The following is a 14,465-nucleotide window of genomic DNA, read 5'->3' as shown; positions in this document are numbered from 1 at the left end:
CAGTTCTCATTACCTCAACTACGATCATTTCAATATCGCCGTTCCGCTTTATCCTCGCTTTTTTCTGTTAATACAATTGGTAAACAGGAAAGACTATGCCCGTGAGAATGCGCTGGTCCCAGAGATGTTGTAAACGGTGCGGCATGGTACTGCTGCTGTGTGGCGTCATCGGTCTGCTGGTGTTTGTTGTGGGCTGCCACACCATGGTGGGAGGGTTGGCGCAGAAGGTCTATCCGGATCTGGCCCAGCCTGAAGAGACCGAGGCTCCGGTGACGTTCACCACCTATCCCTCCTCTTCTGCGACGGAGGCCATTCTGGGCGGTCAGGCGGCGGGGTCGAATTGCTCCATTCCTTCTCTTGCGGACAAACTTGCCTTCAAGCACAGCGCAGGAAGTTCTGATATTTCGCTGCGCTTTCGCCAGGCCTGCGTGATGCATGACCTCTGCTATCGCCATGGTTATGCCACCTACGGTTATACCCAGGCGGACTGCGATACCCAGTTGCAGCAGTCGGCGTTTCGCCTGTGCCGCCAGTTGAATAACCAGAAAGGGGGTCCGCTGACGGATGTGCGGACGATGTATCAGGGCTGCGAAAAAGAGGCGAAAGCGGTGCTGCTGGGCGTTTCGCTGGGAGGCGCTGGCTCGTACCATGACCGCAGCCGCTCAATCTATTTTGAATACGACCCCATGCCGGTCAGGGCGAACGACTACGTGGTTGGGCGGGCGATACCGGAGGGGATCGTTGCTTCTCCGAATGATGACTACGGGGTACGTGCTTTTCATTTCAATCGCAATCTTGTGAGGATGCGGCAGCTGGCGACAAACAGACGACCCTCGTCAGAATATGTCCCGATCCCAGACGCCAGACTTGCGACTCCGCCGGTGCTAACCGGTATGGCCGATGATGACAGTAAACTCCCGACTTCTCCAGGTTCGCTGGTGGCGCTCGCTCGCGACGGGTTTGGTGACACCAGCGTCGAACTGGTGCGTTTTGGCTGGAGATCCGGTACCGATCGCTCAGCGTTTACCCTGACGCCCTGTTCCGGAGATTGTGGCTCTGGTACTGACGCCTCGGTGAATAAACTGGCCATCGTGGAAGGAAAACCGGTGATGGTATCGTTGACGCATCGTGGAACGACGGGGGAAAAGAAAGACATCGTAGCGACCAAAATCGTTCAGAAGGCGTTGTTGAATCCTAAGATGACGATGACCGACTACCCGCTCAACGGCCCGGCGGTAAGTATTCGTAATTCCTACCGTTTCCTGTCCCATGACATGCTACTGGAGAAAGATGCCACGGGGCAGGCGACCTGGGCGTGGGTATTTGCTCGCGGAGTACCGCTAAACAAAAATGGAACCTTTGGCGATGATGACAGCGGCGATAACTATCAAAACTACGTTACCGTCGCTCGTCAGCGGTTGGGGAATAATCATAGCGAGGACATACAGCGATTTGCGTTAAATGTAAAAGAGACCGATGAACCGCTTTCGCTGGTGCGCACCGACAACGCGGGGCACAGCGTGCTGATGGCAATGGCGTGGTCTGAGGCAGACCTTAAGCGGGTGGAGAGCGATAAACCGGCGAAGCAGCCGCCAATACTGAAGCTCTGGCGCCGAAACGCGGCAGCACCGCAGCCAGAAACGCGAGCGCTACCCGTACAGATGACGGCAGACACGACGATGCTGACCCCGCTGATTGTTCGCCTGAGCAGCCAGTCGTCGCCGCTGATTGTCATTCCTCAGGTGCAAAATAACCGCTGGCAGCATGTTGAAACCCAGGAGCAGGCTAACGATGATGTGCTGAAAATAGACTTCACCGTCGCGACGATCAGAACAGGTGCATCGCTTAATTTCTCCCCGCCTGTTCTGCTGCATTGTGCGCTGAGCCTGAATTCGCAGCTGCAGTCTGATAGCGCTTCTGTCTTACGCGATCGTACCTACCGTATCCTCTATGGCTACAAGAAAGAGGATATACCCGCAGAGACCATCAGCGCCCTTAAATCCGATCTGGCACAGCGCTGGCGAATGAGTCAGGTGATTGCTTCTGAAAGGGTGGTGGTGACAGATAAACAAAAAGGGACCACCGCACCTGTGCTGGCGTTAACGGTGGTTTTTCACGGCTTTCCAGGGATGTCATTCCAGGTGCTGCTGACCCCCGAGGGTGACACGCTGAAGTATGATAAAACCAGCAACACCCCCGAGTTCCTCAGCTACTGCTATCAGGATAAAACGTAATGCATTACTGCTTTGCCGCCTGTTTCATATGATTCGCCATCTGCGACTCGTGGGCAAACGCCTGGCCGTTTTTGCTGAATGAATGGGCGACGGCTGCCTGTTCGTGCTCGTTCATCTGTGAGAAGGGTTCAGCGATCGTTTTCTGCGTGGCTTGATCGTGGCTGGCAGCGTTAGCGGTGCCGGCGATGAAAGCGGAAGCGAGCGTAAAAGCGAGAATGGTTTTTTTCATAAGGTGATGCTCCAGTGGTTAATAACGACTTACTGGAGCCAATGATAAAAGCCCGGCAGGGTCTGCAGCGTGACGCCATCATGACGATGATGTCATTATTCCCCACGCCCCGGCAGCGCCAGGGTGAAACGGGTGGAGAGGCTGTCAGAGGCGACGTTCACGCTGCCGTGGTGGGCGGTCATAATGGATTTCACAATCGCCAGACCAATACCACTGCCCTCGCTTTTACGCTGGCGGGAAGGGTCTACGCGGTAGAAACGATCGAACAGGCGCGGCAGATGTTCTTTAGCGATAGGCGTACCCGGGTTCTCGACCACGATTTTCACCTGCGTACCGACCTCTTTTACGTATACGCACACCGTTTGCCCACGCGGCGTGTAGCGAATGGCGTTGGATACCAGATTGCTCACCGCCCGCCGCAGCATACCGGCGTCACCATTCACGTAGCACTCGCGGCCTTCCAGGTGCAACGCCACCTCGTTCTCTTCCGCCCAGGCTTCAAAGTAATCAAAGACTTTGCGGACTTCTTCGTTGAGGTTCAGCTCCCGCTTCTCGGGCACCAGCAGATTGTTGTCGGCCTGAGCCAGGAACAGCATATCGCTGACCATTTTCGACAGCCGGGAAAACTCTTCGAGATTGGAATAGAGCACATCTTCGAGCTCTTTCTGGCTGCGCGGCGCGCTGAGGGCAATCTCGGTTTGCGTCACCAGGTTGGTGATAGGGGTGCGAATTTCATGGGCAATATCGGAGGAGAAGTTGGACTGGCGGGTAAAGACATCCTCCATCCGGCTAATCATCTGATTAAACGACATCACCAGCCGCTCGAGCTCAATCGGCACATCGTGCGGGTTCAGGCGCACGTCGAGATTTTTAAAGGTGATGTTCTGGATGCGTCGGCTGACGCTACGAATCGGTTTATGTCCCTGGAACACCGCCAGCAGAACGATGAGAATGATGATGATGCTGATGGCTGAAGCGGTGAGTAACAGGTTCTTTTTCAGATCATTGAGATAGTGCAGGTGAAAATCGATAGAAAGCGCCATCAGCAGGCAGTACGCAGGCCCGCCGTCGGCGGCTTTACCCACCGGCAGCATGATCACCCGCCAGGAGTTGCTGCTGACTTCCCCGTTGTGATGCATAATTTTCTGCGGCGCGGGATCTTTCCACACCATCACCCCACCTTTGCGCATAGCGTCGGCATCCGGGGCGGTTGCCAGAATATGACTCAGGTCCGGCCCGCCGGGGGTGTGAAACACCTCTTTATGCTCGCCATCTTCAAGATAAATAAAGACGTTGTCGTAGCCCGCCATGATCTTCTTGATGGTATCGAGGCGACTGGACTCCGGCTCATCGGTGTTTTTCAGAACGTTATCGAGCGCGGCGCTAAGCTGCTTTAAATCGATAATATCGCGTTCGGCGAAGTGGGTTTTCACCGACTCTATCATCACCGAAGCGAAGACGAAGAAGGCGGCAATGGTGGCAAGACTGATGAAAAAGGTCAGGCGCGTCGCCAACGAAAAGGGGCGGCGGGGCTGATTAGTCTCCATCCGGCACCTCAAGCACGTAGCCGACGCCACGTACGGTTTGCAGCAGCTTCGGCTCAAAATCGTTATCGATCTTGCCGCGCAGACGCTTTACCGCCACGTCGATAACGTTGGTGTCGCTGTCGAAATTCATATCCCACACCTGCGAGGCGATCAGCGAGCGCGGCAGCACTTCTCCCTGGTGGCGGAGGAAAAACTCCAGCAGGGTAAACTCTTTGCTGGTCAGGGTAATGCGGGTGCCGCTGCGGGTGACCCGGCGGCTCACCAGATCGAGGGTGAGATCGGCTACCTGGAACTGGCTCTCGGCAATCACCGGGGTGCCGCGACGCAGCAGGGTGCGCACCCGGGCCAGCAGTTCGGCAAAGGCGAAGGGTTTTACCAGGTAATCGTCAGCGCCAAGCTCCAGCCCCTTTACGCGCTGCTCAATGGTGCCAAGCGCGGTTAGCAGCAGGATCGGCATGCTTTTTTTCGCCGCACGCAGCATTCTGACAATGTCCCAGCCGTTGACGTCGGGCAGCATGATGTCGAGGATGATGAGGTCATATTCGGCGGTCATCGCCTGGTGATAGCCGTTCAGACCATTGTCTGTCAGATCCACCACAAAACCTGCTTCAGTGAGCCCTTTTGCGAGATATTCGCCGGTTTTCACCTCATCTTCGACTACCAGAATTTTCATCTGCGCCTCCTCATTGTCAGGCCTTCAATTCTAATTAAGCCCGCTAACAGCGCAATCGCTTATTGGTTAAATGACAACTTTGTCATTTTCCTGTCACCCGAGAAACAGGCACGGCTGGTTAAGGTACAGGGCATATTAATTCCTTTTTTCCGTCTTAGCGCCTATGCCATTAGGCTATTTTATTTGCCATTTTGGCCCTGGGCAGTGCTCACAATCCTCACGTACTACGTGTACGCTCCGGTTGTTCCGCGCTGTCCGTGTCCAAACTGGCTGCAACAATTACGCCTAATGGCATAGGCTTTTACCGGACGAAAATTATTATGCCGAATCTGAAGCTTGCCCCTCTCAGCGCTGTGTTTTTACTGACCGGATGCCTCTCGCTGGCGCCGGACTATCAGCGCCCGAATTTACCGGTTCCCCAACAGTTTTCTCTGAGCCAGAACAAAATGGTGCCGGCGACGTCGGGCTACCAGGACACCGGCTGGCGGACGTTTTTTGTCGATCCGCAGGTGAAAATGCTCATCGGTAAGGCGCTTTTGACCAACCGTGACCTGCAAATGGCGACGCTCAAGGTGCAGGAGGCGCGGGCGCAGTACAACGTGACCGATGCCGATCGCTATCCGCAGCTGAACGCCGAAACCAGCGGTACCTGGAGCGGCAAGTTAAAAGGGGATACCTCCACCTCGAAGGAGTATGACGCCGGGCTGAACCTGAGCTTTGATCTCGATTTCTTTGGCCGCCTGAAAAACATGAGCGAATCGGACCGGCAGAAATTCTTTGCCAGCGAAGAGGCGCGCCGCGCGGTGCATATCCTGCTGGTTTCTAACGTCTCGCAAAGCTATTTCAACCAGCGCCTCGCCGCCAGTCAGCTCGCCATTGCTCAAGAGACGCTGGCGAACTACCAGCGCTCCTATGCGTTTGTTGAAAAGCAGCTGCTGACCGGCAGCACGACCGTGCTGGCACTGGAGCAGGCTCGCGGGGTGATTGAAAGTACCCGCAGCGATATTGCGAAGCGGGAAGGTGAGCTGGCGCAGGCCAACAATGCGCTGCAGCTGCTGCTTGGCACCTATGAAACGCTGCCAAACGATGCGGTGCGCAGCGATGGCGATATCGCAAGCGTCACGCTACCGCCTGCGCTGCCCTCGCAAATTCTGCTCCAGCGCCCGGACATTATGGAAGCGGAGCACGGCCTGATGGCAGCAAATGCTGATATCGGCGCGGCCCGGGCGGCGTTTTTCCCCTCTATTACCCTGACCAGTTCGCTCTCCAGCAGCAGTACCGATCTTTCGAGTCTGTTCAGCACTGGTAGCGGGATGTGGAATTTTATTCCTAAGGTCGAGCTGCCGATTTTCAACGCCGGACGGAATCAGAGCAATTTAGATTTAGCAGAGATCCGCCAGCAGCAGTCGGTGGTGACCTACGAGCAAAAAATTCAGACCGCGTTTAAAGAAGTGGCCGATGCGCTGGCGCTGCGCAGCAGCATTGCCGACCAGATTAGCGCCCAGCAGCGTTACCTCACGTCGTTACAAATCACCCTGCAGCGTGCGCAGGCGCTCTATCAGCACGGAGCTGTCAGCTATATCGAAGTCCTCGATGCCGAACGTTCGCTGTTTTCTACCCGACAAACCCTGCTCGACCTCAACTACGCCCGCCAGGTGAACGAAATCAAATTGTTCACCGCACTGGGCGGCGGTTGGGTTGAGTAACTCATTGCAATTACAGGAGTCACCATGATGAAAAACATCGCAACAGCCGCCCTTTTTTCCCTGTTATCCCTCGGTGCCTTCAGCGCCCAGGCCAATGAGCAGCAGGGGGAGATGATGCACGACATGCCCGGCATGCAGCAGGAGCAGGTGATTAGCGGCATTGGCGTAGTGAAAGGTATCGACCTTGCCGAAAAGAAAATGACTATCGCCCATGAAGCGATCCCGGCGGTGAACTGGCCGCCGATGACCATGCGCTTCACCATCACTGACCCGAAAACCCAGCCCGGCGACATTAAGGTGGGCGACAAAGTAGCTTTTGATTTTGTTCAGCAGGGAAGCCTCTCTCTGCTGCGGGGTATCCGTATCAGCCAGTAAAGCCTATCCCATTAGGCTATTTTATTTGCCAGTTTGCCCCTGGGCAGTGCTCAGACAAAACTCGTCGAGTTTTTAACGCCCTTCAGGGCGGCCCGAAGGGTGAGCGTAGCGAATAATCCTCACGTACTACGTGTACGTTCCGGTTCTTCCGCGCTGTCCGTGGTCAAACTGCCTGCACCAATTACGCCTACTGGGATAGGCTTAATCATTGGGAAAAAATATGGCGTCTTTCACTCTCAAAAATTCGGCTCTTATCGTTGGCGCAATGCTGGTAGGGGGCGTCGTGGCGGTCGGGGGGTATCGTTATTTCACCCCAGCCGAAGCTTCGACGGATACGGCGAAACCGGCCGGGGAGAACGCGCGTAAAGTGCTGTTCTGGTACGACCCGATGTACCCCAATACCCGCTTTGACAAGCCGGGGAAATCGCCGTTTATGGATATGGACCTGGTGCCGAAGTATGCCGATGACAGCGCCGGTGGAGAGTCTGCTCCCGGCGTGCGCATCGACCCGACGCAAACCCAGAACCTCGGCGTCAAAACCGAGGCGGTAAGCCGCGGCGAACTGAAATGGTCCCAGACTTTCCCGGCAAACGTCAGCTTTAACGAGTACCAGTTTGTGATTGTGCAGGCGCGTGCCGATGGTTTTATCAATAAGGTCTATCCGCTGACGGTGGGCGATAAGGTGAAGAAAGGCACGCCGCTTATCGATCTCACCATTCCGGACTGGGTTGAAGCGCAGAGCGAATATCTGCTGCTGCAGGAAACCGGCGGGACGGCGACGCAGGTTGAGGGGATCCTTGAACGTCTGCGGCTGGCGGGTATGCCGGAAGAGGACATCCAGCGGATGAAATCAACGCGCAAAATCCAGACCCGCTTCACCCTCAAGGCGCCTATCGACGGGGTGATCACCGCGTTCGATCTGCGTACCGGCATGAACGTCGCGAAGGACAACGTGGTTGCCAAAATTCAGGGGATGGATCCGGTATGGATAAGCGCGGCGGTGCCGGAATCTATCGCCTGGCTGATTAAAGATGCCTCGCAGCTCGGCGTTAGCGTTCCGGCCTGGCCGGGGAAAAAACTAGCCCTCGGGAAATGGCAGGTGCTGCCAAGTGCTGATGCGGCAACCCGCACTCTGCAGGTTCGCGTACAGGTGGCGAACCCGGATGAATCCCTGAAGCCCGGGATGAACGCGTGGCTGAGCCTTAACGCCAGCAGCGAACCGATGTTGCTTATCCCGTCGAAGGCGCTGATTGATACCGGCAGCGAGCAGCGAGTCATTACCGTGGATGCGAACGGGCGCTTCGTGCCGAAAGCCGTCTCTGTGTTCCAGGAATCCCAGGGCCTGACGGCAATCAGTCACGGCCTTGCTGAGGGAGAGAAAGTGGTCTCCAGCGGCCTGTTCCTGATTGATTCTGAAGCCAATATCTCCGGCGCGCTGGACAGAATGCGCCAGCAGGAGAAAGCGGCCCCAACGGCGCACGCGCACTGAGGCGACGACGATGATTGAATGGATTATTCGCCGCTCGGTGGCCAACCGTTTTCTGGTGCTGATAGGCGCGCTGTTCTTGAGCGTCTGGGGTACCTGGACCATTGTGAATACCCCGGTTGATGCCCTGCCGGATCTCTCGGATGTGCAGGTGATTATCAAAACCAGCTATCCGGGTCAGGCTCCGCAAATTGTTGAAAACCAGGTCACTTACCCTATCACCACCACCATGCTGTCGGTGCCGGGCGCGAAAACCGTGCGCGGATTTTCCCAGTTTGGTGATTCCTATGTGTACGTGATTTTTGAAGACGGTACCGACCTGTACTGGGCGCGTTCTCGTGTGCTGGAGTACCTCAATCAGGTGCAGAGCAAGCTGCCGGCGGGCGTCAGCGCTGAGATGGGGCCAGACGCCACCGGCGTGGGTTGGATTTTCGAATATGCGCTGGTCGATAAAAGCGGTAAGCACGACCTGGCGGAGCTGCGTTCGTTGCAGGACTGGTTCTTAAAATATGAGCTGAAAACTATCCCGAACGTGGCGGAAGTTGCCTCGGTGGGTGGGGTCGTGAAAGAGTACCAGGTGGTGATAGATCCCAAGCGTCTCACCCAGTACGGCATTACCCTTGCAGAGGTGAAATCTGCGCTTAATGCCTCAAACCAGGAGGCCGGTGGTTCCTCCGTTGAGCTTTCCGAGGCGGAGTATATGGTGCGCGGCAGCGGCTATCTGCAAACCCTCGACGACTTTAACAACATTGTGCTGAAAACCGAAGCCAACGGCGTACCGGTGTATCTGCGCAACGTCGCCCGCGTGCAGCTGGGCCCGGAGATGCGCCGGGGGATCGCGGAGCTCAATGGCGAAGGTGAAGTGGCGGGCGGGGTGGTTATCCTGCGCTCCGGAAAAAACGCGCGCGAAGTCATTTCGGCGGTAAAAGCCAAACTCGACACCCTGAAAGGCAGCCTGCCGCAAGGGGTGGAAGTGGTCACCACCTATGACCGCAGCCAGCTGATTGACCGGGCGATAGATAACCTCAGCTACAAACTGCTGGAAGAATTTATCGTGGTGGCGCTGGTCTGTGCGCTGTTTCTCTGGCACGTGCGCTCGGCGCTGGTGGCGATTATCTCGCTGCCGCTCGGGCTCTGTTTCGCCTTTATCGTGATGCATTTTCAGGGGCTTAACGCCAACATTATGTCCCTTGGCGGTATTGCGATTGCCGTGGGGGCGATGGTCGATGCCGCCATTGTAATGATAGAGAACGCTCACAAGCGGATCGAAGAGTGGGAGCATCAGCACCCGGATGAAAAGCTGGATAACAACACCCGCTGGCAGGTCATTACCCAGGCCTCGGTAGAAGTCGGTCCGGCGTTGTTTATCAGTCTGCTGATTATCACGCTGTCGTTTATTCCGATCTTCACCCTCGAGGGGCAGGAAGGGCGGCTGTTTGGCCCGCTGGCCTTCACCAAAACCTGGTCGATGGCGGGGGCGGCGCTGCTGGCGATCGTGGTGATCCCTATTCTGATGGGCTACTGGATCCGTGGCAAAATTCCGCCGGAAAACCGCAATCCGCTCAACCGCTTCCTGATCCGTATTTATCATCCACTGCTGCTGAAAGTGCTGCACTGGCCGAAAACCACTCTGCTGGTAGCGGCGCTGTCGATTCTGACCATCGCCTGGCCGGTAAGCAAGGTCGGCGGCGAGTTTCTCCCGCAGATTAACGAGGGCGATCTGCTGTATATGCCTTCGACGCTGCCGGGAATTTCCGCGGCGCAGGCGGCGGATATGCTGCAGAAAACCGACAAGCTGATTATGACGGTGCCGGAAGTGGCGCGGGTGTTCGGTAAAACCGGTAAAGCAGAAACGGCGACCGATTCGGCGCCGCTGGAGATGGTGGAAACCACTATCCAGCTCAAGCCGCAGAACCAGTGGCGACCGGGCATGACGATGGACAAAATCATCGCCGAGCTCGACAAAACCGTGCGCCTGCCGGGGCTGGCGAACCTGTGGGTGCCGCCCATCCGTAACCGTATCGACATGCTCTCGACCGGGATCAAAAGCCCCATCGGTATTAAAGTTATCGGCACCAATCTGGCGGATATCGACAACATCGCTGAGCAGATTGAAGGGGTGGCAAGAACCGTACCGGGCGTGGCCTCGGCGCTTGCCGAACGTCTGATCGGTGGACGCTATCTGAATATCGATATCAGCCGCGAGAAGGCGGCGCGCTACGGCATGACGGTGGGCGACGTGCAGCTGTTCATCACCTCCGCCATCGGTGGGGCGATGGTTGGCGAAACGGTAGAAGGCATTGAACGCTACCCTATCAATATTCGCTATCCGCAAAGCTATCGCGACAGTCCACAGGCGCTGCGCCAACTGCCGATCCTGACGCCGATGAAGCAGCAGATAACGCTGGGTGACGTGGCGGAGATTAAGGTGGTGACCGGTCCGTCGATGCTGAAAACCGAAAGTGCGCGCCCGACCAGCTGGATTTACATCGACTCCCGCGATCGCGACATGGTCTCGGTGGTGAACGACCTGAAAACGGCGATTGCTGAGAAGGTACAGATGAAGCCAGGTACCAGCGTCGCGTTCTCCGGTCAGTTTGAACTGCTGGAGCGGGCTAACCAGAAGCTGAAACTGATGGTGCCGATGACGCTGATGATTATCTTCGTCCTGCTGTATCTGGCGTTCCGCCGGGTGGGTGAGGCGCTGCTTATCATCACCAGCGTCCCCTTTGCCCTGGTGGGCGGGATCTGGTTCCTCTACTGGATGGGGTTCCACCTGTCGGTGGCGACCGGTACCGGTTTTATCGCCCTGGCGGGGGTGGCGGCGGAGTTTGGCGTGGTGATGCTGATGTATTTACGTCATGCCATTGAAGCCGAGCCGTCCCTGGAAAACCCGCAGACCTTCAGCGTTGAAAAGCTTGATGAAGCGCTGTACCACGGTGCGGTGCTGCGTGTACGACCAAAGGCGATGACCGTGGCGGTGATTATCGCCGGTCTGCTGCCGATCCTGCTGGGTACCGGCGCGGGTTCAGAAGTGATGAGCCGCATTGCCGCACCGATGATTGGCGGGATGATCACCGCGCCGCTGCTGTCGCTGTTTATCATTCCGGCGGCCTATAAGCTGATGTGGTTGTACCGCCACCGCCAGGCAAAACAGGTCGTTACTGCGCCAGAGCATTAACCCGCCTGCGGTATTCGCCCGGCGAGCAGCCAAACTCCCGGGCGAAGGCCTTATGGAAGGAGGATTCGCTGGCGTAACCCGCCGCTTCGGCGATGCTCGCTACCGCCGCCCGCTCGCGAGCCAGCGACTGGGCGGCCATTTGTAAACGCAACGCTGCCAGCACCGCCAGCGGTGTGGTACCGGAGACTTCCCGGAACAGCCGCGCAAAGCTGGCGCGCGACATGTGCACCTCCTGCGCGAGGCTTTCCACCGTCCAGGGCAACGCCGGTGACGCCAGCATCGTTTGTATCACTTTCCCAAGACGCGGGTGCAGCAGCAGGTTCAGCAGGTGTTGCTGTTGCGTATGCCGCAGCCAGTCCCGCAGCGCCAGCGTCATCATGGTGGCGCACTGCTGGCTGCAAAGTGCGGAAAGACCGGGCAAACCGCTTAGCGCATCATCCTGTAACAGAGCAATGGCGCTCAGCAACCAGTGGAACGGCGGACTATTGTGCTGCGGTGCCAGCATCAGCACTTCCGGTAATGCTGTCAAAAAATAGCGGGCCGACGTTGGAAAACGCAGGCTGCCGCAGACGATGTGGGTATCAATATCTCCCTGCTGGCGCAGGCGGTGTGCTGAGTTGTGCGGCAAAAAAATTACCGTTGCCGGGTGCAGCGCCAGGGCGTCGCCGGAGGGCATATCGAGCCATGCTGCCCCCTGCGTCACGGTGTGCCAGCGAACCACCGAAAGCTCACCCGCCGCATGCGGTAAATGCCAGTCGCCGTTTAGCAGGCAATTCTTATCAATCGACCCCTGCGGGGCATTAAGCATGATCAGGTGGCTGAGTGCATCCATAAAAGATTCCAGAGCAGTATTGTGCGTTCAGTTTACCTCATAGTGTCATTAATAGAGCCAATCTGAAAACTCCCTCTATGTCATGGTGAGACGATAAGACAGAAAATGAAGTGTTGCGGATAACAACGGGTGTACGATTTCGACCCATACTTAAGCCCATGACAGAAGCCGAACACTGACGGGCGGAGAACGAACATGAATCACTATCAGGCAATCATTATTGGTTTTGGTAAAGCGGGTAAAACCCTGGCGGCGACGCTGGCAAAAGCAGGCTGGAAGGTGGCGATGATTGAACAGTCGGACACCATGTATGGCGGTACCTGTATCAACATCGGCTGTATTCCTACCAAAACGCTGGTGCACGACGCTGAAGAACAGCGCGATTTCGCCAGCGCGATGCAGCGCAAATCGGCGGTGGTCGGTTTCCTGCGCGATAAAAACTTCCACAACCTGGCCGATCTCGACAACGTGGATGTGATTAACGGTCGGGCGGAGTTTGTTGATGCGCATACCGTGAGGGTCGTGCAGGCGCACGACGAGCAGGAGCTGTATGGCGAGAAGATTTTTATCAATACCGGCGCCCGGTCGGTGTTCCCGAATATTCCCGGTCTGAAAACCACTCCGGGCGTGTTCGACAGCACCGGCCTGCTGAACCTGACCGGGCTGCCAGCGCGGCTGGGGATCCTTGGCGGCGGTTATATCGGCGTTGAGTTTGCCGCCATGTTTGCCCGCTTTGGTAGCAAAGTGACTATTTTTGAAGCTGCAGGAGAGTTCCTGTCGCGCGAAGACCGCGATATCGCGGGAGCCGTTGCGACCATTCTGAAAGATGAAGGCGTGGAGCTTATCCTTAACGCTCAGGTTTCGGCGGTATCGTCTGCCGATGGCGCCGTCGTGCTGCATACCGCAGAGGGCGAACGCACGGCGGATGCGCTGCTGGTGGCCTCCGGGCGTAAACCGGCGACCGAATCGCTGCAGCTGCAAAAGGCCGGCGTTGAGGTGAACGAGCGTGGCGCCATCGTGGTGAACCGCTACCTGCGCACCTCGGCGGAAAACATCTGGGCAATGGGGGATGTGACCGGCGGGCTGCAGTTCACCTATATGTCGCTCGACGACTATCGCATTGTCCGTGACAACCTGCTGGGCGAAGGTTTACGCCACACCGGGGATCGGCAGAACGTGCCGTACTCGGTCTTCATGACGCCGCCGCTTTCCCGCATCGGGATGAGCGAAGCGCAGGCGCGTGCCAGCGGGGCGGAGATTCAGGTGGTGACGATGCCGGTGGCGGCTATCCCACGCGCCAGGGTTATCAACGATACTCGCGGCGTCCTGAAAGCTATCGTGGACAGCAATACCCGGAAAATTCTTGGCGTGACGCTGCTGTGCGCCGAGTCGCATGAAATGATTAATATCGTGAAAACGGTGATGGACGCGGGGCTCCCGTACACGGTGCTACGTGACCAGATCTTCACTCACCCGACGATGAGTGAATCGCTGAATGACCTGTTTACCCTCATAAAATAACGATAGTTTGCATTTTGTCACTTTTGCCCTGCCCGTGCAGGGCTTTTTTATGCGCTAACGCGGGTCGTTATAACGAATAAGGCGTGCCCGCTGAACCTCAATTTTCCCCGCCTCGCTCAGCGTTTTGACCGCAATATGAATTGCCGATCGGGATATCTGCACCCGCTTGAGAATAAACGAATAAATAGACACCGTTTTTCTGACTTCCGGCGGCATTTCCCAGATATAACGCAGATGCTTATCCACCACCTCGGTGGTATTTGGTGTCGCAATGCGGCTGTCGCGCAAAAACGAGTTATACATATGGCGGGCAATAACGATGAACAGTAATTTCCACAGGTTCTTTTCATCAAATAGCGCCAGCGCATCTTCGGTATTGATTATCCAGAACTCACACGGCGCATTGCAGCGCATATAATGGGTCTGCTCCTCAATTAACATCATCGGGAGTCCCAGAATAGACGGCGCTTCAATATCCACGTTCAGAATATCGTCGCACTCACGATACAGCGACACGCTGCCGGAGACAAAAAAGGCAACGCTGTTCAGCTTTTTGAGCCCCAGGCGATCGTGTTTTTTAAACTGATAAAAGCGGGAATGGGGAGAGGCCATAATGGCATCTCCGATGGTCAGCACGGCCTGTTCAACGGTCATTGAACTCATGGGATTCTCCGGTGCGCC

11 protein-coding genes are annotated in these 14,465 nt (G+C 56.5%); 6 read left to right on the top strand and 5 right to left on the bottom strand.

Going from position 1 to position 14,465, the window contains the following annotated elements:
* The first annotated feature begins 143 nt into the window (after positions 1 to 143).
* Entirely contained in the window at positions 144 to 2,234 is a 2,091-nt protein-coding gene (locus C7387_RS18770; protein ID WP_120817260.1) for a hypothetical protein, read from the top strand.
* 4 nt (positions 2,235 to 2,238) lie between these two features.
* Here C7387_RS18770 and C7387_RS18765 read toward each other — a convergent pair whose 3' ends face one another.
* From C7387_RS18765 to C7387_RS18755, 3 genes are all read right to left on the bottom strand, one after another.
* Entirely contained in the window at positions 2,239 to 2,463 is a 225-nt protein-coding gene (locus tag C7387_RS18765; protein ID WP_120817259.1) for a hypothetical protein, read from the bottom strand.
* A 95-nt stretch (positions 2,464 to 2,558) separates the two neighbouring features.
* A complete protein-coding gene (locus tag C7387_RS18760) occupies positions 2,559 to 4,010 on the bottom strand; it encodes a Cu(+)/Ag(+) sensor histidine kinase (protein ID WP_038253753.1) in 1,452 nt (483 codons plus the stop codon).
* Positions 4,000 to 4,683, bottom strand: a complete 684-nt coding sequence (locus tag C7387_RS18755; protein WP_006817652.1) for a copper/silver response regulator transcription factor — start codon at positions 4,681 to 4,683, stop codon at positions 4,000 to 4,002. The genes C7387_RS18760 and C7387_RS18755 overlap by 11 nt, the downstream gene beginning before the upstream one ends.
* A gap of 320 nt (positions 4,684 to 5,003) precedes the next feature.
* Between C7387_RS18755 and C7387_RS18750 the strand changes: the two genes are divergently transcribed.
* From C7387_RS18750 to C7387_RS18735, 4 genes are all read left to right on the top strand, one after another.
* Complete coding sequence (locus tag C7387_RS18750) at positions 5,004 to 6,389, top strand: efflux transporter outer membrane subunit (RefSeq protein WP_120817258.1); 1,386 nt, start codon at positions 5,004 to 5,006, stop codon at positions 6,387 to 6,389.
* Between the two features lie 27 nt (positions 6,390 to 6,416).
* Positions 6,417 to 6,764, top strand: coding sequence for a cation efflux system protein CusF (gene cusF, locus C7387_RS18745; RefSeq protein ID WP_120817335.1), 348 nt, complete (start codon positions 6,417 to 6,419; stop codon positions 6,762 to 6,764).
* A 220-nt stretch (positions 6,765 to 6,984) separates the two neighbouring features.
* Positions 6,985 to 8,253, top strand: coding sequence for an efflux RND transporter periplasmic adaptor subunit (locus C7387_RS18740; RefSeq protein WP_006817649.1), 1,269 nt, complete (start codon positions 6,985 to 6,987; stop codon positions 8,251 to 8,253).
* Between the two features lie 10 nt (positions 8,254 to 8,263).
* Complete coding sequence (locus C7387_RS18735; RefSeq protein WP_038253759.1) at positions 8,264 to 11,431, top strand: CusA/CzcA family heavy metal efflux RND transporter; 3,168 nt, start codon at positions 8,264 to 8,266, stop codon at positions 11,429 to 11,431.
* Here the strand turns inward: C7387_RS18735 and rclR are convergent.
* Positions 11,412 to 12,263, bottom strand: coding sequence for a reactive chlorine-specific transcriptional regulator RclR (rclR, locus tag C7387_RS18730; protein WP_120817257.1), 852 nt, complete (start codon positions 12,261 to 12,263; stop codon positions 11,412 to 11,414). The genes C7387_RS18735 and rclR overlap by 20 nt on opposite strands.
* A 195-nt stretch (positions 12,264 to 12,458) precedes the next feature.
* On the opposite strand from rclR, the gene rclA reads away from it, so the two are divergent.
* Positions 12,459 to 13,784, top strand: coding sequence for a reactive chlorine resistance oxidoreductase RclA (gene rclA, locus C7387_RS18725; protein ID WP_120817256.1), 1,326 nt, complete (start codon positions 12,459 to 12,461; stop codon positions 13,782 to 13,784).
* A gap of 54 nt (positions 13,785 to 13,838) precedes the next feature.
* Here the strand turns inward: rclA and C7387_RS18720 are convergent, their stop codons facing one another.
* Positions 13,839 to 14,447 (bottom strand): helix-turn-helix domain-containing protein, encoded by a 609-nt coding sequence (locus C7387_RS18720; protein WP_038253767.1) that lies wholly within the window; start codon positions 14,445 to 14,447, stop codon positions 13,839 to 13,841.
* Between the last annotated feature and the right edge of the window lie 18 nt (positions 14,448 to 14,465).

This window comes from Yokenella regensburgei, assembly GCF_003634235.1.
GTDB classification, from domain to species: Bacteria; Pseudomonadota; Gammaproteobacteria; order Enterobacterales; family Enterobacteriaceae; genus Yokenella; species Yokenella regensburgei.
This window is presented reverse-complemented; position numbering and strand designations above follow the sequence as displayed.